Source organism: Streptosporangium vulgare (assembly GCF_042428775.1).
Classification (GTDB): Bacteria; Actinomycetota; Actinomycetes; order Streptosporangiales; family Streptosporangiaceae; genus Streptosporangium; species Streptosporangium vulgare.
Genome location: NZ_JBHMBS010000001.1, coordinates 205,904 through 229,911, shown reverse-complemented (window position 1 = coordinate 229,911; position 24,008 = coordinate 205,904). Strand labels below are relative to the sequence as shown.

General features: G+C 70.6%; 23 protein-coding genes. 8 read left to right on the top strand and 15 right to left on the bottom strand.

Annotated features, from left to right (window positions below):
• Position 1 precedes the first annotated feature (1 nt).
• Positions 2–301 carry a DUF3467 domain-containing protein gene (locus tag ACFFRH_RS01000; protein ID WP_329092600.1) on the top strand — a complete coding sequence of 100 codons (300 nt, stop codon included), beginning with the start codon at positions 2–4 and terminating at the stop codon, positions 299–301.
• 95 nt (positions 302–396) lie between these two features.
• Here ACFFRH_RS01000 and ACFFRH_RS00995 read toward each other — a convergent pair whose 3' ends face one another.
• The 3 genes from ACFFRH_RS00995 to ACFFRH_RS00985 are packed head-to-tail and all read right to left on the bottom strand — an operon-like array spanning position 397 to position 4,231.
• On the bottom strand, positions 397–1,461 hold the full coding sequence (locus ACFFRH_RS00995) for a threonine aldolase family protein (protein WP_386153289.1): 1,065 nt from the start codon (positions 1,459–1,461) through the stop codon (positions 397–399).
• On the bottom strand, positions 1,458–2,132 hold the full coding sequence (locus ACFFRH_RS00990; RefSeq protein WP_386153286.1) for an SDR family NAD(P)-dependent oxidoreductase: 675 nt from the start codon (positions 2,130–2,132) through the stop codon (positions 1,458–1,460). The genes ACFFRH_RS00995 and ACFFRH_RS00990 overlap by 4 nt, the downstream gene beginning before the upstream one ends.
• A complete protein-coding gene (locus ACFFRH_RS00985) occupies positions 2,129–4,231 on the bottom strand; it encodes a DUF6421 family protein (RefSeq protein ID WP_386153283.1) in 2,103 nt (700 codons plus the stop codon). Before ACFFRH_RS00985 ends, ACFFRH_RS00990 begins: the two co-directional genes overlap by 4 nt.
• A gap of 486 nt (positions 4,232–4,717) precedes the next feature.
• Between ACFFRH_RS00985 and ACFFRH_RS00980 the strand changes: the two genes are divergently transcribed.
• On the top strand, positions 4,718–5,137 hold the full coding sequence (locus ACFFRH_RS00980; protein ID WP_386153281.1) for a toll/interleukin-1 receptor domain-containing protein: 420 nt from the start codon (positions 4,718–4,720) through the stop codon (positions 5,135–5,137).
• 109 nt (positions 5,138–5,246) lie between these two features.
• On the opposite strand, the gene ACFFRH_RS00975 is transcribed toward ACFFRH_RS00980, so the two are convergent.
• Entirely contained in the window at positions 5,247–5,897 is a 651-nt protein-coding gene (locus tag ACFFRH_RS00975; protein WP_386153278.1) for a carbonic anhydrase family protein, read from the bottom strand.
• Positions 5,898–6,524: 627 nt separating this feature from the next.
• Here ACFFRH_RS00975 and ACFFRH_RS00970 point away from each other — a divergent pair.
• The 4 genes from ACFFRH_RS00970 (at position 6,525) to ACFFRH_RS00955 (ending at position 11,216) form a co-directional block, all read left to right on the top strand.
• Entirely contained in the window at positions 6,525–7,100 is a 576-nt protein-coding gene (locus ACFFRH_RS00970) for a hypothetical protein (protein ID WP_386153275.1), read from the top strand.
• A gap of 861 nt (positions 7,101–7,961) precedes the next feature.
• Positions 7,962–9,344: a hypothetical protein gene (locus tag ACFFRH_RS00965; protein WP_386153272.1), complete on the top strand. Its 1,383-nt coding sequence runs from the start codon at positions 7,962–7,964 to the stop codon at positions 9,342–9,344.
• Positions 9,345–9,410: 66 nt separating this feature from the next.
• Complete coding sequence (locus tag ACFFRH_RS00960) at positions 9,411–10,304, top strand: phosphotransferase family protein (protein ID WP_344749132.1); 894 nt, start codon at positions 9,411–9,413, stop codon at positions 10,302–10,304.
• Positions 10,305–10,511: 207 nt separating this feature from the next.
• Positions 10,512–11,216 (top strand): hypothetical protein, encoded by a 705-nt coding sequence (locus ACFFRH_RS00955; RefSeq protein ID WP_344749133.1) that lies wholly within the window; start codon positions 10,512–10,514, stop codon positions 11,214–11,216.
• On the opposite strand, the gene ACFFRH_RS00950 is transcribed toward ACFFRH_RS00955, so the two are convergent.
• From ACFFRH_RS00950 to ACFFRH_RS00915, 8 genes are all read right to left on the bottom strand, one after another.
• Positions 11,156–11,818, bottom strand: a complete 663-nt coding sequence (locus ACFFRH_RS00950) for a response regulator (RefSeq protein WP_344749135.1) — start codon at positions 11,816–11,818, stop codon at positions 11,156–11,158. The two genes, ACFFRH_RS00955 and ACFFRH_RS00950, sit on opposite strands and share 61 nt — an antisense overlap.
• 183 nt (positions 11,819–12,001) lie before the next feature.
• Complete coding sequence (locus ACFFRH_RS00945) at positions 12,002–13,582, bottom strand: serine/threonine protein kinase (protein ID WP_344749136.1); 1,581 nt, start codon at positions 13,580–13,582, stop codon at positions 12,002–12,004.
• On the bottom strand, positions 13,582–15,195 hold the full coding sequence (locus ACFFRH_RS00940) for a tetratricopeptide repeat protein (RefSeq protein ID WP_386153267.1): 1,614 nt from the start codon (positions 15,193–15,195) through the stop codon (positions 13,582–13,584). Before ACFFRH_RS00940 ends, ACFFRH_RS00945 begins: the two co-directional genes overlap by 1 nt.
• A gap of 282 nt (positions 15,196–15,477) precedes the next feature.
• Positions 15,478–16,143, bottom strand: coding sequence for an adenosylcobinamide amidohydrolase (locus ACFFRH_RS00935; protein WP_386154228.1), 666 nt, complete (start codon positions 16,141–16,143; stop codon positions 15,478–15,480).
• A 123-nt stretch (positions 16,144–16,266) separates the two neighbouring features.
• A complete protein-coding gene (locus ACFFRH_RS00930; protein WP_344749140.1) occupies positions 16,267–17,040 on the bottom strand; it encodes an ABC transporter ATP-binding protein in 774 nt (257 codons plus the stop codon).
• 112 nt (positions 17,041–17,152) lie between these two features.
• Positions 17,153–18,166 (bottom strand): FecCD family ABC transporter permease, encoded by a 1,014-nt coding sequence (locus ACFFRH_RS00925; RefSeq protein WP_344749146.1) that lies wholly within the window; start codon positions 18,164–18,166, stop codon positions 17,153–17,155.
• A 323-nt stretch (positions 18,167–18,489) separates the two neighbouring features.
• Entirely contained in the window at positions 18,490–19,449 is a 960-nt protein-coding gene (locus ACFFRH_RS00920) for an ABC transporter substrate-binding protein (RefSeq protein ID WP_344749141.1), read from the bottom strand.
• A gap of 437 nt (positions 19,450–19,886) precedes the next feature.
• Positions 19,887–20,741, bottom strand: a complete 855-nt coding sequence (locus ACFFRH_RS00915) for a Gfo/Idh/MocA family protein (protein ID WP_344749142.1) — start codon at positions 20,739–20,741, stop codon at positions 19,887–19,889.
• Between the two features lie 135 nt (positions 20,742–20,876).
• Between ACFFRH_RS00915 and ACFFRH_RS00910 the strand changes: the two genes are divergently transcribed.
• The gene (locus ACFFRH_RS00910) at positions 20,877–21,458 is read left to right on the top strand and encodes a histidine phosphatase family protein (protein ID WP_344749143.1); all 582 of its coding nucleotides are present in this window, start codon (positions 20,877–20,879) and stop codon (positions 21,456–21,458) included.
• 223 nt (positions 21,459–21,681) lie between these two features.
• Here the strand turns inward: ACFFRH_RS00910 and ACFFRH_RS00905 are convergent, their stop codons facing one another.
• The 3 genes from ACFFRH_RS00905 to ACFFRH_RS00895 form a co-directional block, all read right to left on the bottom strand.
• The gene (locus ACFFRH_RS00905; protein ID WP_386153262.1) at positions 21,682–21,939 is read right to left on the bottom strand and encodes a hypothetical protein; all 258 of its coding nucleotides are present in this window, start codon (positions 21,937–21,939) and stop codon (positions 21,682–21,684) included.
• A gap of 123 nt (positions 21,940–22,062) precedes the next feature.
• Positions 22,063–22,299, bottom strand: coding sequence for a DUF397 domain-containing protein (locus tag ACFFRH_RS00900; RefSeq protein ID WP_344749145.1), 237 nt, complete (start codon positions 22,297–22,299; stop codon positions 22,063–22,065).
• A complete protein-coding gene (locus ACFFRH_RS00895) occupies positions 22,300–23,160 on the bottom strand; it encodes a Sco1979 family transcriptional regulator (protein ID WP_344749147.1) in 861 nt (286 codons plus the stop codon).
• A 316-nt stretch (positions 23,161–23,476) separates the two neighbouring features.
• Between ACFFRH_RS00895 and ACFFRH_RS00890 the strand changes: the two genes are divergently transcribed.
• Positions 23,477–23,908 carry an ATP-binding protein gene (locus ACFFRH_RS00890; RefSeq protein WP_344748151.1) on the top strand — a complete coding sequence of 144 codons (432 nt, stop codon included), beginning with the start codon at positions 23,477–23,479 and terminating at the stop codon, positions 23,906–23,908.
• Positions 23,909–24,008 lie beyond the last annotated feature (100 nt).

The following is a 24,008-nucleotide window of genomic DNA, read 5'->3' as shown; positions in this document are numbered from 1 at the left end:
AATGGTGAACGACGAGCCGGAGAACCGCCTGGAGGTGAGCATCTCCGCCGAGGTGGAAATGGGGCAGTACGCCAACTTCGCCTCCGTATGGCACACCCAGGATGGATTTGTCCTGGATTTCGCGGTGATCACCAGGCCGCCCCAGCTGGCCAACGACCCTTCCTCGGGACAGCACTTCGTGAGCGTGCCGACCCGGATCGTCAGCCGGATCCGCATTCCCCCGAGCCAGGTGTTCGAGCTGATGAAGGCCCTCGAACAGCAGCTGACCGCGTACGAGCACGAGACGGGTCACAAGAACTGAGGCCCGGCGCGGGCACCCCCACGCCGGGCCCTCGCGCCAAGCCCTCACCACGAACCTCGCCGCGGTCCTTCGCCACAGCCCCGGACAGTGCCTGCTCAGGCCGGTGAGTGCATCTCCTGCGCCACCGCGGCGGCGAAGGCGTCCACGTCGGCCTCGGTGGTGTCGAACGCGGTCATCCAGCGGACCTCGCCGGTGGCCTCGTTCCAGGTGTAGAACCGGAAGCGCTTCTGCAGGCGCTCGGTCACGTCCCTGGGCAGGATCGCGAAGACCGCGTTGGCCTGCACCGGACGCGGGATCTCCACCCCGGGCACGTCCCGCACGGCGTCGGCGAGCCGCAGGGCCATCGCGTTGGCGTGGCGGGCGTTGCGCAGCCACAGGTCGCCCGCGAGCAGCGCCTCGAACTGCACCGAGACGAACCGCATCTTGGAGGCGAGCTGCATGGCGCTCTTGCGCAGGTAGCGCAGGCCGCGCACGGCACCGGGGTCGAGCACCACGACGGCCTCGCCGAACATCAGGCCGGCCTTGGTACCGCCGAAGGACAGCACGTCCACGCCCACGTCGGTGGTGAACGCGCGCAGCGGCACGTCCAGCGCGGCGGCGGCGTTGGTCGCGCGGGCGCCGTCGAGGTGGACGACCATGCCGAGCTCGTGGGCGTGGTCGCAGATCGCCCCGATCTCCTCCGGCGTGTAGAGCGTGCCCAGCTCGGTGGTCTGGGTGATCGACACCACCTTGGGCTGTGCCCGGTGCTCGTCGCCGAATCCCCACGCCTGCCTGTCGATCAGCTCGGGCGTGAGCTTGCCGTCCGGGGTGGCGACCGGCAGCAGCTTGAGCCCGGCCGACCGCTCGGGGGCGCCGCCCTCGTCGGTGTGGATGTGCGCCGACTCCGCGCAGACGACCGCCTCCCAGTGGGCGGTCATCGAGCGGAGCGCGACCACGTTGGCGCCGGTGCCGTTGAACATCGGCCACGCCTGCGCGGCGGGGCCGAAGTGCCTCCTGAAGACCTCCTGGAGCGCGGCGGTGTAGACGTCGTCGCCGTACGCGGTCTGGTGGCCCCCGTTGGCGAGCGCGATCGCCTGGAGGATCTCCGGGTGGACCCCGGCGTAGTTGTCGCTGGCGAAGCCCTTCACCAGCGGGTCGTGCCTGCGGATGGCGTCCGTCACGCGGTCTTCCCCTCCGCCTTCGTACCGGGCGCGTCGGCGGTGAGGTCGATCCGGGTGCCGTTGGCCTCGGTCCTCCACAGGCCGTCGATCGCCTCGGCGAGGTCGTCGACGTCGGTGAAGCCGGGGAACGTCCGCCCGGGGCTCGCCGCGCGCATGTCCTCGTGCACGAGCGCCTTCACGACCAGGATGTTCGCGGTGGAGGCGGTGCCCACCAGGGCGTCGGCGAAGGCCAGGGTCCACGCCTCCGAGGCGGCCTTGGCCGTGCCGTACGCCGCGTTGCCCTGGGTGGGGCGCTCGGCCGCCTTCGCGGAGACGATGGCGAACCGGCCGCGCTCGCTGGCCTTGAGCAGCGGCTCGAAGGCGAGGGTGACGTGCTGGAGGGTACGGATCAGCAGGTCGTGCAGGAGGGCCCAGTCGTCCAGCGACGTCTCGGCGAAGGTCTTGGACCCGCGCCAGCCGCCGACCAGGTGCACGATCCCGTCCACCCTGCCGTACTCGGCCCGCACGTCCGCCGCGAGCCTCGCGACGGCGTCGGCGTCGAGCAGGTCGACCGGCAGGCACCCCTCGGCACCGCTCCTGTCGACGCCGATCACCGTGTGACCCTCGCCGGTGAACCTGCGGACGACGGCCCGGCCCGCGGGGCCGCCCGCACCGGTGACAAGGATGATCATGCTCGGATGCCCTTCGTGGAGTCGACGACGTCGCCGAGCTTACGGCGCAGGGCCTCGTAGAACATGCTCAGGGGGAACTCGTCGGGCAGCACCGCGTCCACCACGGCCTTGGGGAATCCCTCGACGGGCAGGGCGCCGACCCCTCCGGCCCAGACCGAGGCGGGGTTCGGCTCGACGTAGGCGGCGACCAGCTGGTGGGCGGCGAGCCAGTGGGCGAGCTTGGAGCGGTCGATGCCGTCGCGGTAGAGCTTCTCGACCTCGCCCCGCAGGTCCGCGACGCCCCCGGCGAGCCGGTCCCAGTCGACGCTCAGCCGGTTGTCGGTCCACCGGACGACGTCGTTGCGGTGCAGGTAGGAGAAGAGCAGCTGCCCGCCCAGGCCGTCGTAGTTGCGGACCCGGTCACCGGTGATCGGGAAGCGGAACAACCGGTCGAACAGGATCGCCAGCTGGACGTAGCGGGCGTGCGGCACGCCCTCCTTCTCCAGCTTCACGGCCTCCCCGAACGCGGTCAGGTCGCAGCGCAGCTCCTCCAGGGAGTAGAGCCAGTACGGCATGCGCTGCTTGATCATGAACGGGTCGAACGGCAGGTCGCCGTGGCTGTGGGTGCGGTCGTGGATCAGGTCCCAGAGCACGAAGGTGTCCTGGGCGAGCTCCTGCGACGCGATCAGCCGGGCCGCGTCCGGCGGCAGCGCGAGCTTCAGCGTGGCCGCGGCGGCCCCGCTCACCGCGCGGAACCTCGCGGCCTCCCGGTCGGCGAAGATCCCGCCCCAGGTGAAGCGGGCCGGGGTCTCGCGGACCGCGACGGTCTCGGGGAAGAGCACCGCGGAGTTGGTGTCGTAGCCGGAGGTGAAGTCCTCGAAGGCGATCGGCACGAACATCGGGTTGTCGTAGCCGTTCCGCTCCAGCTCGGCCAGCCAGCCGGGCCAGATCGTCCGGATCCACACGGCCTCGATGTGGCGGAAGGTGGTGCCGTTCTGGGTGTACATCGGGAAGACGACCAGGTGCTCCAGCCCGTCCACCCGCTGGGTGTCGGGGTGGAAGGCGTCGAGGGCGTCGAGGAAGTCGGGGACGCCCAGCCCCTGGCCGGCCCACTTGCGGAGGTCGGCGACGACGGCGGCCAGGTAGGCGGCGTCGTGCGGGAAGCGCGGCGCGAGCCGCTCGACGTGCCCGGCGATCGCGGAGACCAGCTCGGCGGCCCGCGGCCTGTCGCCCTCCTCGGGGACCGAGCCGTCCTTGGCCTGCAGCGGTTTGAGCGCCTCGACGGCGTCCTTGAGCTTCTGGAACTCGGCGCGGGCCTCGGAGTCCCCGGTCACCGAGCCCTTGGCAGCCGCCGGGCTCTTCGCGGCGGGGACGCGGGCGGCCCAGGTGACGAGGTTGCCCCAGAGCACGGCGTGGTCGTAGTCGCCGATCGAGTCGTCGCCGAACAGGTCGGAGTCGGCGACCACCACGACGCGGCCCTCGCCGTGCCCTACGGCCACAGCCAGCGGGCGGTTCGCGGGGGTCGCGGTGGGCGAGGTGGTGAACAGGACGGCCGCGTGATCGGGGGCGGTGAGCACGCCGGACCGGTAGAAGCAGGCCCGCCGGGCCCCGGCGAGCAGGTCCTGCCCGTTGTGGGGAGCGTTCCGGGGGGTGCCCAGGACCCAGGAGGCCACGCCGTTGTGGGCGCTCCCGGGGTCCCGGACGAGGGTGTGCTCGACGCCCACGCCGAAGCGCGCGAGCAGCTCGGTGAGGTTGCTGCCGTACTTGTCCTGCTCGTACTCGGCCAGCACGACCAGCCCGCCGCCGTCGCGGACGTACTCCTCGATCGCGTCGAGCTCCTCGACGGGCAGGACCGGGCTGCCCAGCCCGGTGGTGTGCTCCCACCGGTCGGCGGAGGGGTGCGCGATCACCAGCACGTCCCGCGCGCTCAGCAGGGCCGGGGTGAGCGGGCCCTCGACGTGCGCGTCCACGGAGTGCCCCAGCCCGCGCAGCAGCCCGGCCGCGCGGGCGTAGCTGCTGTCGTCGGGATGGCCGGGATTCATCGTCTCGGCGACATCCCGCCGGATGGTCCACGACTCGCTGTGTGCCTCGTCGAACAGTACGCGCGGGAACGCCGTCACGATAAATCCTCCTTCAGATGAGAGTGGTTAACGGAAAATATACACAACTTATGCCCGTTTTGACGCATCCCTTACGGGGCGAGGAGGGTAAAAGATGAAGGCCACGCGGGTGGGGGGCGGGTCGCGGGGAGGCGGTGAGGCGCCGGGCCGGTCAAGCCGGTCGAGCGCGGCGACGACGGTGCCGACGCCCTCGGCGGTCAGGTGCTCGGCGAGGAGACGCCGGTTCGCTCACGTGCCCCACGGACTCCGGCGTGTTCCTCCGTTTACGGATAGTTGACCGTTTACCGGTACTCCCGGCCATGGAAACGTTTCGCGCCATAGCCTGATCGCATGGCTATCGCGGATCTGGCGGTCGCCGCGATCGGTGCCGTGGCGGGCATCGTGGGCGCCTAGTTCGCCTGGGTTTCCGTACGAAGGAAATCCCTCGGAAAGCCCGCCTCCCGCACCCCGGATTCCCCGGCGCCCTCCCCCGGAATCGGTGGCGCAGTGACGACTTACCATGTTTTCGTCTCTTATTCGCACGACGACGCCGACATCGTCGCCGACCTGGCCGGGCGGCTGGAGCGGCGCGGGATCCGGGTGGCCTACGACAAGGTTCTCGTCCGGCCCGGTTCGATCATCTTCCACGAGGTGCAGGAGGCGATCAGGAACTCGGCGCACGGGCCGCTCGTCTTCGGTCCCGCGTCGATGGCGAGCGGCCCGGTGACGAACGAGTACCACACGCTTCTCCAGCGGTCCATGTACGACGGGCGGTTGCCCATCCCGGTCCTCGTTGAGGACGTGAAGACCCAGGACCTGCCGGAGTTCGTGAAGATCCGCTTCTACAGCGACCTGCGCGGCGTCTCCGACGCGGTCTTCGACCGGCGGGTGGACGAGATCGCGGAGGCCATCCGGAGGGCGTCGTGAGCGCCGCGCACCGGAGCCGCCGTCGAGCGTGTGAGACGACCATGCCGGCCGAGGGCGGGCCTCGACCGGCATGGGTCACGAAGCGGGACGAGCCCGGAACCGCGCGGCGTCAGTGGTACGAGTAGAAGTTGGGCTCCGGGTCGTTCTCCTGGAGTTCCCGGTGGTTGCCCTCCGGGCCCCACAGTGACCTGTAGGACTGGATGTTGTCCTGGTGCGCCTTCGCGTGCTGGTTGAAGACGACCCAGTTGACCGGCTGGAAGTAGGAGCCGGTCTCGTCCGGCGTCGTGAGGGAGCCGGTGTAGCGGTAGGTGGCGTGGCTCTCGGGCAGCATCGCCGTGAGGTCGACGCCGTGGACGCCCCTGGACTCGCCGAGGGCGGGGGGCGACGCGATCAGGCGGTCGTGCTGCGACTGGCCGTGGAAGGTCCTGGCGTCGACGAGGACCGAGAAGACCACGTAGCCCTTCGGCCCGGTCGCCCGCTCGTGGACGAAATGGGCTTCGAGGGGAGCGAAGGGCTGGCCGGCGAACCTGTGCTCGGCGTGGCCGTGGAAGTGCACGTTGTTCAGGTTGTAGCGCTGGCCGCCGTAGGTGACGTACGGCTGGGAACCCCCGGTGCCGATGACGAACCTGACGTCGTCGTGCTCGCTCGCCTCGCCCAGCGGGGGCTTGTCCTGGAACAGGAGCGTCCCGTCGACGCTGTGCGGGTAGTGGACGGCGAGCGTGGGCCCGGTGCCCGGGCACGCCGCCGAACGGTCGATCACGACAGGAGTCTGGACCGCGCCGTCCGTGCCGGTGCCGTGGCACGGCTTGACCTGAGCCTGAACGGGAGTGGAAAGGGAAATGAACGGAAGGGAGAACACAGCAGCCACCGCAATGGGGGCAAGACGGTACCGCACCAGGCGCCTTTCGTACGAGGGGATGCCAAATACGCCGCCTACGGAGGACCAAAGGGGGCGATGTCCGCATTAAGGGCGACATAAGAGCATTGGCGAGAATAGTCGAAGAAAGTGAACCTGCACCCTGTTTTTGTGTGGCCAAAACGACCATAAGTAAACAGGCGATTACTTGACATCGAGACACCGCACCGCGAGGACGTGACGCGCCGGACGGATCGGCCCGGCGACCACCCCCGCGACCGGCCCGGCACCCCGCCCACGGTCACCCCGGCGACCACACCCACGGGACCCACGGGCGCCCCTCGGCACCCCGCCCCCGCGAAGACGACCCACGGACCCGCCCCGGAGGCCACCCGACCTCACAGAACGTGTCGAAGTAGCCACAAAGGGTACAAAGAGGTCGAAAGGCGACGCCGTAACCGTCATCCAGGGGGGAAGATGCCTGTACGGAGTGCCCGATCCGTTGCCGTTCCGGCAGCGGCACTGCTGGCCGTGACACTGATCGGCGGCTGCGGCGGCGACAGGCCGACCGCGATGAGACCCGAGGCCGTCGTGGCCACATCGCCGCCCGCGATCGCCCCGCCCGCCGCGGGCGCTCCGCCCGCGGCGAACCTCCCGGAGGCGGACACCGCCCAGGAGTACACCGCGGATGACTGTCCGGTCGGCGCCAACACCAAGAGGTTCGCCAAGACCCGCTTCGCGCTGCACGCGGGTCTCGCACTGGGAGCCTTCTACCGCTACATCTACAAACCGCTGCAGAGCGGTGGGTTCAAGGCCGGAGCGGAGAAGCGGAAGCGGACCTTCGCGAAGGCCGCCGCGGCCGGGCTCTTCACCCTTCACGAGCTGAAGGTCGCCAGGCGCTTCGCCCTGGCCAACCCGACGATGTGCAGGGGCGTCAAGGCGGTCGCCGACAGCTTCGACAACCTGACCAGCAAGCTGAAGAACGGCACCGCCACCCCGGCCGACCTCGAGGCCAGCAAGAACTCCTTCGACACCCTGCGGCAGAACGCCGTGAGAAACGGCTACGACTTCAAGGAGAAGACCGCGGTCGTCCCCGGCATGGGCTGAGCGCACGCCACGGCGGCAGACCCCGGAAGACGGGGTCTGCCGCCGTGGCGTGCGTGCCCGCCCGGCCACCCCGAGCCGGCGCCGTTCGGGCCGGGGCGGCGGTCCGGCCGGTGGCGATCACGACGCCGGCGGCCGCTCTCCCTCCCACGGGTCCCCTGCCCACGGGCGCCCCACGGATCACGGCCCCCGAAGATCCCGGTCCGCGGCCGCCTTACCAGATCGGCGTCTTCCGGCCACCTCATGACTCCGGCCCGACAAACGCGCCGTCAGCCGTCAACCGCCGGCAGCCGCACCCCGTCGCGATTTCCGTCCTTTAACCTCGGATGCCCACGCCTTGCCGCTCGGTGGTAACAGAACGGGGAGTCGTTGCGAAATCGGACCGAAACAGATGCTGTTTAGCTTTGCCTGGACCGATGATTCCCGGCAAAGACGTTAGGCGGTCATCGCCCGCACACATTCAGGAAAACATTTCTCCGGGCCGGAATTCGAGGCCCGCGAAAGCCGGCGGCGCCCGGCTACCGGCCGCACGAGCGGCTTCTGACCCGACCCGTCCGAACCCTGTTGGCCCAGGCCAGGTCTTCGGCGGTTTGACCAGCGGTTTCCAGTCTCCCCACCCGATCGTCACCGCTGCTCGCAGAACTGGCCGAGCACCGACTGGAACCCGAACTCGCGTGAAATCCGTTCCTGGCAGAGTTTCACGACCCGGCCAGAAGGGTCACGTTCGCAGCCGGTCCCGCCAGTCGAATCACGCTTACCGGTATACCGCCGAAGAACGCCCCCGAAGTGGCGCCCGAAACCCGCGGGGACCCGCCATGGGCATTCACGGGTTCACGGCACGGTGAACTACTGGAGGAAAATCCCTTGTTAGTACGGTTCAAGCGATTCATGTCCGCACTGGTGGCGGTGGCACTTGTCGTCCTGATGGCGGATACGGCACACGCCGATTTCAATCCCATCGGCTCCGAACCCGATGTCCCCTACGTCCAACCGGCGGACGCGAACGTTCCCAGGCGAGGCTGCGCCACCACGCTGTCCGACCCCAAGAACGCCGAGGGGAGTGTCCCGGCGGTCCAGGTGATCTACGCCTGGCACGAGGAGTCCGGGAACCGCTACGACGACTTCGTCGAGAGGATCGCCAAGATCGTCGACCGGGTGGACTGGTCGCTGGACGAGTCCACGAACTACGACCAGCATGTCAACCTGAGCTGCCGGACCGGCTACGGCACCAGCGGGTACGCGGACTACGCCCGCGCCCTCGTGGTGCCGGAGAAGATCGAGAACGGGGTGATCGGCGGCGAGACCGCCGCGGACGTCGTCGAGGACGACCTGGAGGCGGCGGGTTACGACCACACCAACCGTACCTACATGGTGTTCGAGGACTTCGACGGGACGGCGGAGGCCTTCTGCGAGGTCCTCTGCGTCGCGGCGACCGACGACTGGGACAGCGGGACCATGCTGCACGAGTTCATCCACCTGTTCGACGTCGACCATGCCAAGGTCACCGAGACGGTCCTCCACGAGGACACCGACGTCATGTCCACCCAGTGGCACACCTGGCAGGTGGACCAGGAGTTCAACAACTACTACGACCCGAGCGAGACCACGGCCACGTTCTACACGAGCGCCTATCCGCATCCCCGCAAGGCCAACCTCGCCACCTGGTCGATGCTCACCCCGCCGGTCTGCTGCGACGTGGGGTACAGCAACGACCTGCTGACCGCGCAGGAACGCACGATCGAGGCGGACGCGCCCCATGGGTACCCCACGGGCTTCACCGTCTCCGGCGGCGGATGGCTGCAGGTCACCCCACCTGGGACGGACAACCAGGTGTCGGCCCGCTACTACGACGGCCGGCGGTCCCTGACCGCGAACGTCCAGGCGTGGGCCGAGGGGATCGTGTCGGTCACTCGCAGGCCCCAGGTGACGCCGGGGCAACGCTACAAGTTCTTCGTCCGGCTGACGACCGCCACCTCCGGCGGCGTCAAGCTGCGGCTCTCCTGGTACAACGCGTCGAACGCGCTGATCTCGAACAGCGACGGCTCGCTCCACGCCCTGACATCCGACTGGGCGGAGTACAACGTCTCGGCGGTCGCACCGGCCGGCGCGGCCACCGTGCAACTCTCGGTGGTGAGCCCGAGCGGCCAGTCCTTCGCCTACGTGGTGGACGGCCTCCAGCTCAACCATTGCGACAACACGCGCACCACCGACGGATGCCGCTTGGACAGCGGCCTGCCCACCCCCTGACGAGGACTCCGGCGTCGGTGCGCGGTCCGGTGCGCGGCCCGGCGGCGTGATCGGTAGGGTCTCGATGTGGGGAGCCAGAGCCGCGATCACGCCGAGGACGTCCGGGCCGCGGTGGCCGGGCACCTGCCCGGCTACCGTGTCGAAACCGTCGCACCGCTGGGTGCGGGCCAGGACAACATCGCGTACGAGGTCAACGGCGAGCTGATCGTACGTTTCGGCAAGGAGCCCGATCCCGCGCGGCGGGCCGCGCTCGTGGAGCGCGAGGCGCGCCTCCTGAGCACCGTCGCGCGCCTCTCGCCGGTTCCCGTCCCCGAGCCGAGGTTCACGGTCGCGGAGCGGGGCTGCCTGGCCTACCTCAAGCTTCCGGGCCGGCCGTTGCTCGACCTGCCTCCGGCGGAGCGGTCGGCCCACGGCCCGTCGGTCGCCGTCACGCTCGGCGGCCTGCTCTCCGCGGTGCACGCGGTTCCGGTCGATCGGCTGGCCGGCCTGGTGGAAGTGGACAACCCCCCACCGGCCGAATGGCTGGACGAGGCGGCGGAGATCCACCCGGCGATCGCCGAGGAGATCCCCGGGGCCCACCGGCGGGCGGTGGGGGCGTTCCTGGACGCCCCTCCCCCCGACGACGGCCATGACCCGGTCTTCTCCCACAACGACCTGGGGATCGAGCATGTTCTCGTCGCCCCCGCCACGGGTGCGGTGACCGGCGTCATCGACTGGAGCGACGCCGCGATCGTCGACCCGGCCTACGACTTCGGCCTGCTGTACCGCGACCTCGGCCCCGTCGCCCTGGACGCCGCCCTCGGCGCCTACCGGCCCGGCGACCTCACCGCCCTGCGCGAGCGCGCCGTCTTCTACGGCAGGTGCCGCCTCTTCGAGGACCTGGCGTACGGCCTCGAAACCGGCCTGGACGCGTACGTCCGCAAAAGCCTCGCCGCGATGGAGTGGCTCTTCCCCGCGTGATCCACGCCCTGCCTCCGCTCACCGGTTCGCACGCCGTGTTCCAGGTCCTACGAGGCGCGCGTCCCGTGCCTTCGACCGGCCCCAGGTGAGGACTCCTTACCCCGCGAGAGGGATCCCGGGTCAGCCCGGCGGCGGACGACCCGGCGGGACTCGCCGCCTACCTTCCTGGTTGACAGGCCGAAACCGCCCCGCACAGGAAGACAGAACATGTTCAAGGATTCAGCCGATTTCCGGCGCGTCGCAGCAGGTCTGCTGCTGATCGTCGCCCCAGCGCTCCAGGCCGTCGCCGTCATCCTCGACCCCGGCACCTGGGGGGACGATCGTGAGGCGGTCAGTTTCGGGGACAACCCCGCCCTCGCCCAGGTCCAGTCGGTGATGTACCACTGGGCCTACCTGCTGATGGCCCTGGTGGCCCTCAGCCTGCTGCACGTGATGCGCCGCCGCGCGGTGGTCTTCGGCCACATCGTCGGCTCACTCACCGTCCTCGGCTACATCAACCTGTCGGGCCTGCTCATCGCCGACCCGGTGGAGTGGTGGCTCGGGCAGCGCAACACCCCTGAGCAGACGCAGCGGATCCTCGACGAGATGCTGAACCTGCCCGGCGTCGTCTTCGGGTTCCAGATGCCCTGGCTGTTCTTCGCCATCCTCGGCATGCCCGTCCTGCTGGTCGGCGTCTGGCGGGCGGGATTCGGGCACTGGTGGGTGCCGCTCGTCGTCCTCGTCGGCTACGGCGCCTCCCTGGTGGTCCCGTACGGCCCGGTGACCATCCCGATGTGGATCGCCCCCGCGGTCGCGCTGGGATGGCTCGGCGTCAAGATGCTCCGGATGAGCCGCGAGGAATGGATCTCCTACTATCCGACCGCCGCCCCCGGCCGGACCACACCCGACTCGTACGCGAACACCACCGCCTGAGCCCGGTCGCGCAGGTGGAGCTTCATCAGCACCCGCGCCACGTGGGTCTTGACCGTGGCCTCACCGACGAAGAGCTCGCCCGCGATCTCGGCGTTGGTCAGGCCGCGCGCCAGGGAGCGCAGCACCTCCAGCTCGCGCGGGGTGAGCTCGGCCAGCTGCGGCGGGGGCGCGGGGTCGTGGCGCCCGGCGAAGGAGGCGATGACGCGGGTGGTGACGGCCGGGTCGAGCAGGGCGTCCCCGGCGACGACGACCCGGATGGCGTCCACGAGTTGCTCGGGCGGCGAGACCTTGAGCAGGAACCCGCTCGTCCCGGCGCGGAGCGCGGCGTAGAGGTTCTCGTCGGTGTCGAAGGTCGTCAGCATCACGACCTTCGGCGGGTCCGGCTGGCCCAGCAACTGCCTGGCGGCGGTGAGGCCGTCCATGCGCGGCATCGAGATGTCCATCAGCACGATGTCGGGCTTGGTGCGGCGGGCCACGGCGAGGGCCTCGACCCCGTCGGGGGCCTCGCCGACCACCTCCAGCCCGGCCTCGCTCTCCACCACGAGCTTCAGCCCGGCACGGACCATCGCCTGGTCGTCGGCGATCACGATACGGATGTTCACTTCTCCTCCTTTTCGGGCGGCTGGACACCTCGTTCCGGGGTCGGGCGATCAACGGCCCGCACGCGAGGACCGAAGAAGGGGAAGGAGAACCGCCATTCGGGGAGACTAAAGCCTGGTGCCCGTCTTGCCCATAGGACAAAACGCCCGGACAAGCCGCTCACAAGTGGGACACAAGTCAACGGGTCAGGACGCCGGGAACGAGACACTCCGCACGAACCGGTTGGCGACCGTGTCGTCACACCTGCCGGAGGCGCAGAAGTAGATCAGGAGGGCGGCCTCGTCCTGCCGCTCGACGGCCCAGCCGGTGAACTCCAGCTGGCCGCCGCGCTGCGGGTCGGCGATCGTCCCCTGCAGGCGCGAGGCGTTTCGCCCGCCCACACTCACCTGGACGACCTGGGAGAAGACGCTCACCGTCCCGGGAAGCGAGGACTGCAGGGTCTCCTGCAGCTGCTTGGCGCCGCCGAACGGGTCGAGGGTGTCGAGCGTCTGCGCGTAGAAGCCGGTGGCGTCCTGCGGGGCGTCCTTGATGATCTCGTTCGCCGTGGCCCAGTCGGCGGTGACGGGCGTGGCGAACAGCGCGCGGAACTGCTCCACCTTCGGAGATGCCGCCACGAACACGTCGGCGTGCGGCTCAAGGGTCCAGGCCCCGGGGTACTGGAAGGCGACCGGCACCGCGGACGAGCCCTCGTACGCCACCCAGCTGTCGTCGCCGCGCAGGAACGTCGCGAGCACCGCCACCAGCGCGACGATCGCCGTGATCGCCACGGCCGCGCCGATGAGGATGCCCTTCCCGGACGCGGGCTTCCTCTTCGGCGCCTTCCGCTTGCCGGACGCCTCGGTCGTCTCGGACGGCACCGGCGTCCTCGGCACCGTCGGTGACGGGTGGGCCTGCACGAGCTGGTACGGCTGTCCGGCGCCGCTGATCGCGTCGCGCAGGTCGGCGATGAACTGGCCGCAGGTGTCGTAGCGCTGCTCGGGCGACTTGGCCAGGGCCCGCATCATCACGCCGTCGACCTCGAGCGGCAGCTCGGGACGGAGCGTGGTGAGCGGCGTGGGGGTCTCGGCGAGATGCGCCCAGAGCAGGGCGATCTCGTTGTCACGCTGGAAGGGCAGCCGCCCGGACAGCGCCTCGTAGACCACGCAGGCCAGGCCGTACTGGTCGCAGCGGCCGTCGATGTGCTCCTTGTTGATCTGCTCGGGCGACATGTATCGGGGGGTGCCGATGAACTGGTTGGTCTGGGTCAGCCCGGAGATCGAGGTGCGGTGCTTGGTGATGCCGAAGTCGGTGAGGTAGGCGTGGTCGCCCTCGGTGTGGGCGGCGATCAGGATGTTGGCGGGCTTGACGTCACGGTGGACCAGGTCGTGGGCGTGCGCGGTGTCGAGCGCGGCGGCCACCTGGGCGAAGATCCGGCTGACCTGGCTGACCGGCATCGGGCCCCGGTCGTAGAAGAGCTTGCGCAGGTCGGGTCCGTCGACGTAACGCATCGCGATGTAGAGGGTGCCGTCGTCGGCGCTGTCGGCCTCGTAGATCGGGATGATGTTGGGATGGTCGATGCTCGCGACCGTGCGCGACTCCAGCACGAAGCGCTGGCGGAACCGGTCGTCCTCGCCGAGAAGCGGATTGAGGATCTTCAGTGCCACCCGGCGGTTGAGCCTGGAGTCGATCGCGAGGTAGACGACGGCCATGCCGCCCTTGCCGATGATGTCCTCGATCTGGTAGCCGGCCACCTCCCGGCCGATCAGCGCCCTGTCGTTCACGGACATCACGTCTTGGCCGGCTGGCCGCAGTAGCCGCAGAAGCTGTGGGCGGGGCCCAGCCGCATCCCGCAGCCCGTGCAGTATTTCTGCGCGACCGTGTCACCGGGTTTCGTCCCCGGGGCCGTGTCGTGGCCGGGGGAGGTGTTGTGACCCGGATCGCGTGCCACCAGCACCGGCTGGCCGGGCGTGGAGGAGATCTTGGGCAGCGCCGGGAAGGAGCGTCCGACCACGACCGTGGAGTCGGCCTGCTCGTCGAAGGCCGGTCGTGGCGGTGTCTGCGTCGGCCTCGGTATCGGTATCGGCGGCGCGGTCGGGACCGGGGGCCGGGTGTCCGCGGCCGGACCCGGCTCGGGCTCGGGGTCGGGGTCGGGGTCCTGCGACCCGCGGCGCCAGAGCAGGATCGCGGTGGTCAGCACGGCCAGCACCAGCAGGCCGCCGCCGACGAGGAACGGCCACAGGGGCGTGCCCTGGGGCAGGTCGGTGGCGGCGGACGCCCTCTTGGTGGCCTCGTCCTCGGCGGTGCCGCGCTTGGCCTGCGCCGTCTTCAGGTGCGCGGCCGCCACGGTGTGGCCCGGGTAGAGCTCCAGCACGCGCTGGAAGGCGGGGACGGCGTCGCCGTAGTAGTGGGTGTGGAAGCGGGTCAGCGCCTGCTCGAAGGCGGCGTCGATCGGGCCTCTGGCGGGCGCGACGTCCGCCTCGGCGAGGGCCTTGGTGACCTCGCGGATGCCGAGCATCCGGGCGTCCTTGCCGCCGCCGAGCAGCAGGCCGACGACCTCGCCCTTCTTGTCCTCGATCACCGGGCCGCCGAGCAGGCCCCTGTCGACCAGGGCACCCAGCTTCTCCGGCTCGTCGACCTTGCTCTCCGGGTCCTTGAACTGCCGTCCGCCCTCTCCGGCGCCGCCCGCCCGCAGGTGGGCGATGTCGACGGTCTCCGGCAGGTTCGCGGCGGGCCGCCCGGTGAACCCCGCGACCGCCACCGGCGACCCCTCCTTGGCGGGCACCGTGGTGGCGAGCGGGGCGGTGGGCAGGCCCGCGCTCCCGTCGGCGCGGCCGACGGGCCTCAGCACCGCGGGGCTGTCGGGCCTGTCACCGGTGCGGACGATCTCGGCCTTGAACCCCTCCTTGTCGGCGGGGGCGATGTTGGGGAAGACCGTGATCTCGGTGGTGACGTCGATGATGCAGGTGGCGGTGGGCTGCTTGGGCGGGTAACACTCCTGCAGGTGGTGGTTGAGCTGGTCGTCCTTGAGCTTGTGCCGCTCGAAGTCGTCGGGGATCTTCACCTTGTGGTGCGCGGCGAAGATCTTGTTGGCGGCGTAGATCCGGACGTCGCGGTCGGTCTTGACCACCCCGGTGAGGGTGACCATGCCGCCGTCGGGGTTGATCACGGTGCCGGTGCCGCTGCCGATCGGCACCTCGTAGGAACGCTCCACGTGCATCAGCTCGCCGATGTGGTCGAGCAGCGTGATGTCGACGCGCGCCGTCGCCTCGATCCTGACCACCGCGGGGGTCACCAGGTCGGTGATTCCGCTGGGGTGCTCGTGAGCCAGGGCGGGCGCCACCCCGGCGATCGCCAAGGAGAGCCCACCCAAAACCGCCAGCGCCGAACCGAACCGCCGCATCGCCACTCCCTACAGGGGATAGGACCAGGGTCGCAAACGGGGGTGAATAAGTGAACCGTCCAGGCCCGAGGGCTTGACTTTCTTTCCCGCCATCACCCGTGAAAAGCCATGAGCAGGGCATCGCCACCCCGTCTTGACCATCCCGTCTTACGGCCTATCGTCACGCCCACGCCCCGTCGCGGACAGTTACGCAAAGTCTAATCCTGACCGACCCCCGGCGCGACAACGTATGCCGGATGAAGATCGCCCCACTCGAAGAGACCCGCTCCCTCGGCGGGGAGATCAGGTGCTCGGCTCGTCACGGTTCGCCCATCGGTGGGCGCCCTGGAGGACGGCGGTGTGGACGGCGCGGGCGATGCGGGCGCCCCAGGTGGAGCGGGGGCCGCCGAAGAGTTCCTCGGGGGCGCCGGAAACGCCGGAAGCACGGTCGGGGGCGGCCACGCAGACGGCGTCGGAGGCGGTGCCGGTGCAGGGGAAACCGGCCTCCAGCAGCGCCTGGGTCTTCGCCTCGGTCACCGTCATGACCGCGTTGACCAGGGCGGCGTCGCTCATGGCGACCGGTACGGCGACCGCGATGTTGACCGTTCCCGGCAGGTACATGGGGGCCAGCTCGGGGTCGGCGGCGCCCTCCGGGGCGGCTGCCCAGGTGGGGACGCGCAGGCCGACGGTCGCCACGGCCTCCGCTCCCCCGTCGCGGGCCCGGGTGAAGTGGTCGACCGAGGCCGCGGTGAGCATGCCGACCCCGGGTCCCGGCGGGGCCAGCTCCAGGAGGTGGTCCACCGGGTCCATCCGCGAGTATCCGGCGACCACCTGCGCGTTGAGCATCCAGGCGGCCGGGCCGATGCCGCCGCCGACCATGGCCGAGGAGATCGCCCGCCAGCCGGGCCCGAACTCCCACAGCAGCGAGGCGAGCCGGGCGCCGTCCTCGTCGCGGTGGCTCAGTCTCAGCGCGGCCCCGTGTGAACCCCGGGCCCGTCCGGGGACGTCCGCACGGACCTCGAACCCGCTCACGAACGCCTCCGCCGCGTCATGGTCCCGCTCAAGGACACCCCAGCCGAGTCACGGTCCCGTTCAAGGACGCTCCAGGTGGACCTCGGGCCTGCCGCCGGGACCGGCCGCGACGCGGACGCGGGCGTCGAAGTGCTCGCCGATCAGCTCCCCGGTCAGCACCTCGGCCGGGCTGCCGGAGGCGGCCACCCTGCCGCCCGAGAGCAGCATCATCGAGTCGGCGTACTGACCCGCGAGGCTCAGGTCGTGCAGGGTCGTGACGACGGTGAGCCCGTCGGCCAGCCGGAGCCGGTCCACGAGTTCCAGCACCTGCTGCTGGTGTCCCAGGTCGAGGGCCGTGGTGGGCTCGTCGAGCAGGAGCACCGGCGCCTGCTGGGCCAGCGCCCTGGCGAGCACGACGCGCTGGCGCTCGCCCCCGGACAGGCGGGCGAGCGGACGGGCCGCGAGGGGGGACAGGTCCAGCCGTTCCAGCACCGAGGCGGTCACCTCGCGGTCGTGACGGCTCTCGCGGCCCAGATAGGGGATGTACGGGGTGCGGCCGAGCAGGGCGTAGTCGAACACGGTCATGTCGACCGGGAGCGCCGGGGACTGCGGGGCGCAGGCCAGCAGCCTGGCCCGCTCCCTGGGCTTGAGCCGCCTGAGCGGCACGTCGTCGACGAGCACCTCGCCCCCGAAGGGCAGCACTCCCGCCAGGGCGCGCAGCAGCGTGGACTTGCCCGCGCCGTTGGCGCCGATGACGGCGAGCCAGTCGCCGTCCCGTACGTCGAGACCGACGCCGGACAGCACCGCGCGCCGGTCCAGCACGACCGACAGGTCCCGCACCACGAGGTGGCTCACCGCTCTCCCCTCCGCTTCTCCCCCGCGCGCGGCGCGCGGGTCACCGTCGCGCGCTCACCGTACGGGCGGGCCGATGGCCTCACCCCGCCGCACACGTCCCCACTGCGCGGCCTCACGTCTCCACCCTGCGGGTCACGCGCAGCACGGCCACGAAGAACGGCGCGCCGACGAAGGCGGTCACCACCCCGATGGGCAGCTCGGCGGGGGCGAGCACGGTCCTGGCGATGAGGTCGGCGAGGACCAGGAAGGCGGCCCCGCCGACCAGCGAGAGCGGCAGCACGATCCGGTACGACGCCCCGGCCAGGCGGCGGACCGCGTGCGGCACGACGATGCCGACGAAGCCGATCAGCCCGCTGACCGCGACGGCCGCCGCCGTGGCCAGGGAGGCGGCGAGCAGTACGACGAGGCGGACGCGGGCGGCGTTCAGGCCGAGGGTGACCGCCTCGTCGTCGCCGACCGAGAGCACGTCGAGGAGCCTGCCGTGCAGCAGCATGACCGCCACCGAGACGGCGGCGTACGGGGCGACGAGCGTGACCTGGCCCCAGCCGCCGCCGACGTCGCCGAGGATCCAGGCGTAGATGCGCTGGAGCTCCTCCACCCTGAGCTGCTGCAGGAACGTCTGGATCGCGGTGAGGAAGGACGTGACCGCGACGCCCGCGAGGACCAGCGTGGCGGTGCCGCCGCCCCGGCCCGCCGCGCTGCCCAGCGCGTAGGCGAGCAGCACGCCGCCGACGGCCCCGACGAAGGCCGCGGCCGGGATGCCGATCGCCTCGACGTCGCCACCGGTGAAGACGATCGCCGCCGTGGTCGTCAGACCGGCGCCCGCGGCGGCTCCCAGCAGGTAGGGGTCCGCGAGCGGGTTGCGGAACACGCCCTGGTAGCCGGCTCCCGCGATGGCCAGCAGACCGCCGACGATCGCGGCGAGCAGGACCCGGGGCAGCCGCAGCTCGGTCAGCAGGCCCAGCTCGACCGGGGCCAGTCCCGAGTCCGCCGAGACGAACGGCAGCCAGTCGAGCAGCTGGAGCATCACGCCGCGCGGCGCGATGCCCGCCGCGCCGACCAGCAGCCCGGCGAGCATGCTCGCCAGGAGCACGCCCACGGCCGAGAGCGTCACCAACGGGCTCAGCCGGGCCGTCTGCCCTCCCCGGGCACCGGCCTCCCAGCCCGCCACGCCGGGGTCCGGGCCGATACCGGGTTCGGTGCCGGTGCCGGTGTCGGTGCCTGGGCCGGTGACAGTGTCCGTACCGGTGTCGGTGTCGGGGTCGGTGTCCGTACCTGGGCCGGTATCGGTCTTCGTGCCAGAGCCGAGGCCGGTAGCCGTGCCGGTCCCGGGGCCGGGGGGTGACGGGTCCGAGGCCGCGTCGCCGGGACTCACCGCGTCCCCGGGACGGATACCTCGTCCTTCGGGGCGGGGGGGAGGCATTTCTCGTTTCTTCTTCGTGGCGCCGATCAGCTCGCCGCGACCTTCTGGACGGCGTCGCCCACCTGCCTGGCGAGGTCGACGACGCGCGGCCCCCAGCGGGAGGCGACGTCGTCGTCGAGGAGGACGACCTGGTCGTTCTTCACGGCGGAGAGCTTGGACCAGCCGGGACGCTTGGCGAGGGTGTCCCTGGACTGGTCACAGCACTTGGTGTCGGCCAGGAAGACGAGGTCGGGGTCGGCCTTGGCGACGAACTCGGCGGAGAGCTTGGGATAGCCTCCGGCCGCGTCGGGAGCCTCGTCGGCGATGTTGGTCAGGCCGAACAGCCCGTAGACCTGTCCGATGAAGGTGGTGGAGGTGGCCGAATAGGGGGTGGTGTCCAGCTCGTGATAGTAGGTGAGCTTCGCGTCCTTCGGCGCGGCGGCGGCGAGCTCGTCGAGCTGCTTCCTCATCCCGGCGACGAGCTCGGCGGCCCTGTCGCCGTTGCCGGTGGCGGCGCCGAGGTCGGTGATCTGGTCGTAGGCCTCGTCGAGCTTGGTGGCGGCGGGCTCCAGCAGCACGGGGACGCCGACCTTGCCCAGCGCGGCCACGACGCTGTCGGCGTCGTTGGCGACCACGACCAGGTCGGGCTTCCTGGCGATGATCGCCTCCACGTTCGGCTTGAAGCCGGACAGGTCGCTCTTCGGCGCCTCGGCGGGATGGGTGGACTGGTCGTCCACCGCCACGACCTGCGGTCCGGCACCGATCGCGAACAGGCTCTCGGTGGCGGTGGGCGACAGCGAGACGATCCGCTCCGGCCGTTTCGCGACGGCCACGGGGCCGTTGCCCGCCTCGACGGTGACGGGGAATCCCGCCGCCGAGGGGGTGGCCGCCACGCTCGCGGAGGCGGCGGAGGTCGGGTCGGGGGCGCTCTGGCCGCATCCGGCGAGGGTCAGCGCGGCGAGCAGGGCACCGGCTAGGGCGGCGGGGGCGCTGCGTACGGGCCTCACACGAGGTCCTTTCAGTTGCCGGAACCGAGAGACCCAGGAGAGACGGGTCACCCTTTTCCACGAGGGTCGGCGTCGACGCGGCGGAGGCGACCTGGCTCGACCCCTGAGGGCCATGACAGTTGCGGGACAGCGCCGGGCTCACACCGGACTTCGCTCACATCGCGCGTCAGACGAACGGTATCAATCCCTCTCGGACATCCCCCAGGGTCCCCGGCGTCAGGCGGCCCCCGGTCCCCGGGTTCCCGCGTCCCCGGATCCCCGGATCCCGGTGTCAGGGCCCCGCCCGCGCTCTCCGGCGAACCGTCCCGCCCGGAGCCGCCTCCGCGACGAGCCGCACCCGGCGCGAACCGCTCACCCGGCCGGAACGCGTCTCCTGCGCGCCCCTCACCCGGCCCCGTTGACCTCCCGGCGGAGCCGCTCCTCAGGTGCGCCGCTCCTCAGCCGAGCTGTTCCTCGGCGGCGGCGATGATCTCCTGCAGGCGCAGGCCGTGCGCGGCGTCCAGCGGGTGGCCACCGCCGCGCCGTACGGTCGACGCGAACTCGGCGAGCATGAGGGAGAAGACGTCGGAGCCCAGGCGGGTGCCGTCCAGGGACTCCCGGCCGAGACGTCCGTAGATCTCGACGTCGGAGGGCGGGTTCTCGCCCGGCACGCTCATGCACAGCGACGCCTCGCTGACCGCGCCGGTCTCGTGTTCGAGCAGCAGGCCGACCCAGCCCAGCGGGTTGCCGTGCGCCCGGACGCCGACGACCCTGCCGAGCGCCACGTCCAGCATGTCGATCATGTGCGGGCCGACGTCGAGGATCGCGCCGCGCTCCAGCCGCCAGGAGGTGGCGAAGGCGCCGCCGAGCATCGCCCCGGAGATGTTGGCCGCCCTCCCGCCGAACGGCTCGATGGCCGACACCCTGGCCAGGAAGGCACGGGTGGCGGGCGAGTAACGCCAGGTGAGGACCATCTGCGAGGCCACGCCCGCCTCGGCGACCGCCTCGGCCAGCCGCCGGGCTCCGTCCAGGTCGGCGGCGAGCGGTTTCTCCAGCAGCAGCGCCTTGCCCGCCTTGGCGGCGCGCACTCCCAGCTCGGCCTGGACCGCGGGCGGCACCGAGAACGCGACCGCCTCACAGTTGTCGAAGAGCTCCTCGATCCGCTCGAAGACCGGGGCGCCGAACCTGGCCGCCGCCTCGGGACGACGAGCCCACACGCCCGCCAGACGTGTGTTCGGACCAGCCGCCAGCATCGGCGCGTGCACCATCTCGGCCCACGGACCGGCGCCGACCAGACCCACAGATAACGTCACCGATCCAGTTTCGCACGCTCTCCCACCGTGATCGCGTGCCCCGGACGGTGTTCCGTGCCCAGCCGCCGGTGCGTCACCGGTACGCCACCGCCGGGCCACCGCCGAGCCATCCGTACCGGCATGATGGACACCACCATGAACCAGATGACTCTGCTGCGGCACGGCGAGACCGAGTGGAGCAGGGACGGCCGGCACACCGGGCTCACCGACCTGCCGCTGACCGCCAAGGGCGAGGACCAGGCGCGGGCGCTGGCCCCGCTGATCGCGGGCCGGACGTTCGGCCTGGCCCTGGTGAGCCCGGCCAGGCGCGCGAGGGACACCGCCCGGCTGGCCGGGATCGAGAACCCCGAGACCGAGCCCGACCTGTGGGAGTGGGACTACGGCGGCTACGAGGGCGTCACCACCGCCACGATCCGCGAGAGCCACCCCGGCTGGTACCTGTGGCGCGACGGTGTCGTCCCCGGCGACTCCGGCCATCCCGGTGAGAGCGCGGAGCAGGTCGGCGCCCGCGCCGACCGGGTGATCGCCCGCGCCGGGGAGGTGGAGGGCGACGTGGTCGTGGTCGCCCACGGGCACTACCTGCGGGTGCTGTGCGCTCGCTGGCTCGGGCTGCCCCCGCGGGACGGGCGTCTCTTCCGCCTGGACACCGGGACCTACTCCCGGCTCGGCTTCGAGCACGGCGAGCGGGTGGTCCTCGCCTGGAACGCCCCTGTCTGACCCGTCTCCTCCCGCAATTCCCGTAAGTCCCGTAAGGGCAGGGAACGGGGAGGCCGGGGGAAGGACCGGGGCGATGGAAGGCGTCGCGAGGAGAGACTTTCACCCCGGGCCCGGAAGGAACCTCCCTGCCCTCGCGCCCGTCCGGGCGCGATCACGCCGTACGGCGTCACACCGGACGACCGCACGCCGTACGACGTCATGCCGTACGGCGGGGAGATCTCGTTCAGGCGGCGAGTTCGGCGGGCTGGGGGCCCCGGCCGGTGAGCCATTCGAGGACCTTGCGATGACCGTGGCAGGCGTCCTCGAAGTGACCCCAACGCCAGTAACGCGGCTGGTCGCGCACTCCGGTGACCCATGTGCGGTAGGACACCGGAGTGGGCGTACCCTCCCCGGTCGCCGCCGAGGCGACGCCGTAAGTGCGGATCACGACGCGCCCGCCTGGCGCGAACAACACGTCGTCGGCAACCGGATACAAGGTCATCTGGTCGAGCACGGTTTGAGCCCCCAATCACTGTGATCTCAAACTCTTCCGTGCCGATCCACTCCCCCGGTTACGTCACAAGCGCGCCACGGTTAACCTGGCGGCCCTGATGTAAAAACGGTGTTACACCGTTAAACCGTCGAACTCCCCATCCTTCACCCCGAGCACCAGGGCGCGGATCTCGTCCCGCGTGTAGATCAGGGCGGGTCCCTCGGGGAAACGCGAGTTACGGACCGCGATGCTGCCATCCGACAGTTCGGCCAGTTCGACGCAGTTACCCGTCGAGTTGCTGTAGCGGCTCTTGCGCCAGCTGGCCCCGGCAAGGTCAGTGGCGGGCATACCGTTGTAGGTCTGCTTCATTTACATCTCTCTGAGAAGGTCGCCGAGGATCTCGGCGGTGCCCCCGGGCGTGGTGCTTTCCACGCACAACTGCTCCATGGCCGTGAGATATGGATCGATATCCTCACGCTTGTCCAGGTAGAGGGCACCCCAGAGCTGCTCGACATAGACGACGTCCGACAGATCGGACTCGGGAAACCGCAAGATGCTGAACGCACCACCCTCGGCCGCGTGCATGCCGAATCGGAAGGGCATCACCTGAAGGGTGATGTTGGGAAGCGAGGACACTTCCAGCAGGTGCTGGATCTGTTCGCGCATGATCTCCTTGCCTCCGATGGGACGCCTCAGGGCCGCCTCGTCGATAACCGCCCACAACCGGGGGCCGTCCTTCTTCGTCAGGCGATCCTGCCGCTGCATGCGCATATGCACACGACGCTCGATCTCCGCCTCCGGCACGTCCGGGTAGCCCAGCCGGATCACGGTGTGCGCGTAGGCGGACGTCTGCAGCAGGCCGGGAATGAACTGCACCTCGTAGGTGCGGATCATGTTCGTCGCCTCCTCCAGCCCCACGTAGGTGGTGAACCAGTGCGGCAACAGGTCGCCGTACTTGTGCCACCAGCCCGGGGTGTTCGCCTCGCGGACCATCTCCAGCAGGCCGCGCCGTTCTGCGTCGTCGAGCACGCCGTACAGGGTGAGCAGGTCTTCCACGTCACGTGTCTTGAAACCGACACGACCGAGTTCCATGCGGCTGATCTTGGACTCGGAGGCGCGGATGTGAAATCCCGCGGCCTCACGGGCGAGTCCCTTCTCCTCACGCAGCCGGCGCAGGCTCGCTCCGAGCATGATTCGCCGAACAGTGGAACCGGTACCGGGCGGATCCATGGACACGTGGTGCTCCTCGCTCGCTTTCCTGATCGACAGTCTGTCACTTCGTGACCTAAGAATCCTTGGCCACGACCAAGATCCCCTTTCGTCCGTAATCACCCAATCAGGGGTAACGGTAGCGGTTGCACAGACCTTATGCACGTGCATTCGCTCTTGCACCTGCACGGGAGTTTGCAGCATGATGACGGCTGTGCAGTCCGCCCAAACCGCGCCCCCCCGAGCGTCAACGTCATGGACGGCGCTCGACTGGTGGCCCCCCGCCGGCTGGTGGCCCGATTCCGCCCGTGATCTCCTTCCCGGAGCCCCGGCAGCCATGGCCAGCGCCACCTTCGTGCTCCCGCCCCACGCCGAGTCCGTCCACTCCGCCCGCAGCTTCGCGACGGGCACCCTCACCGGATGGAACCTCGGCGAGCTGAGCGAGAACATGGAGCTGGTGGTCTCGGAACTCGCGACCAACGCCTTCAGGCACGGTCTGAGGCTGGCCGAGTCCCGGGCCAGGGAGCCGATCCGGCTCTCCCTGCTCCGGCGCGGCAGACTGGTCGCCTGCACGCTCAACGACCCGGGAGCCGGATTCCCCGCGCTCCGCGACCCCTCTCCCCTCGACATCGGCGGTCTCGGGCTGCACATCGTCGAGTCGCTGAGCCTCCGCTGGGGCTGGGCGCCACTCGCCCCGTACGGCAAGATCGTGTGGGCCGTCCTCAGGACGGGCCTCCCCGAGAACCCGGCCCCCCTCGACCACCCGTAGTCCCCTTCCGGACGCCCTCCGGCCCGCCCGCCCCCTCGGGGCCCACGCCCCGCCCTCTCGGGTCCCACGACCCTCTCCGCTTTCCCAGGACCTCTACCGA

Bases quoted from the DNA above. Each gene is read 5' to 3' on its own strand.
- ACFFRH_RS01000 (WP_329092600.1), top strand. From the start codon at position 2: ATGGTGAACGACGAGCCGGAGAACCGCCTGGAGGTGAGCATCTCCGCC.
- ACFFRH_RS00890 (WP_344748151.1), top strand. From the start codon at position 23,477: ATGGCCAGCGCCACCTTCGTGCTCCCGCCCCACGCCGAGTCCGTCCAC.
- ACFFRH_RS00900 (WP_344749145.1), bottom strand. From the start codon at position 22,299: ATGAAGCAGACCTACAACGGTATGCCCGCCACTGACCTTGCCGGGGCC.
- ACFFRH_RS00895 (WP_344749147.1), bottom strand. From the start codon at position 23,160: ATGGATCCGCCCGGTACCGGTTCCACTGTTCGGCGAATCATGCTCGGA.
- ACFFRH_RS00910 (WP_344749143.1), top strand. From the start codon at position 20,877: ATGAACCAGATGACTCTGCTGCGGCACGGCGAGACCGAGTGGAGCAGG.
- ACFFRH_RS00955 (WP_344749133.1), top strand. From the start codon at position 10,512: ATGTTCAAGGATTCAGCCGATTTCCGGCGCGTCGCAGCAGGTCTGCTG.
- ACFFRH_RS00990 (WP_386153286.1), bottom strand. From the start codon at position 2,132: ATGATCATCCTTGTCACCGGTGCGGGCGGCCCCGCGGGCCGGGCCGTC.
- ACFFRH_RS00940 (WP_386153267.1), bottom strand. From the start codon at position 15,195: ATGCGGCGGTTCGGTTCGGCGCTGGCGGTTTTGGGTGGGCTCTCCTTG.
- ACFFRH_RS00905 (WP_386153262.1), bottom strand. From the start codon at position 21,939: ATGACCTTGTATCCGGTTGCCGACGACGTGTTGTTCGCGCCAGGCGGG.
- ACFFRH_RS00945 (WP_344749136.1), bottom strand. From the start codon at position 13,582: ATGTCCGTGAACGACAGGGCGCTGATCGGCCGGGAGGTGGCCGGCTAC.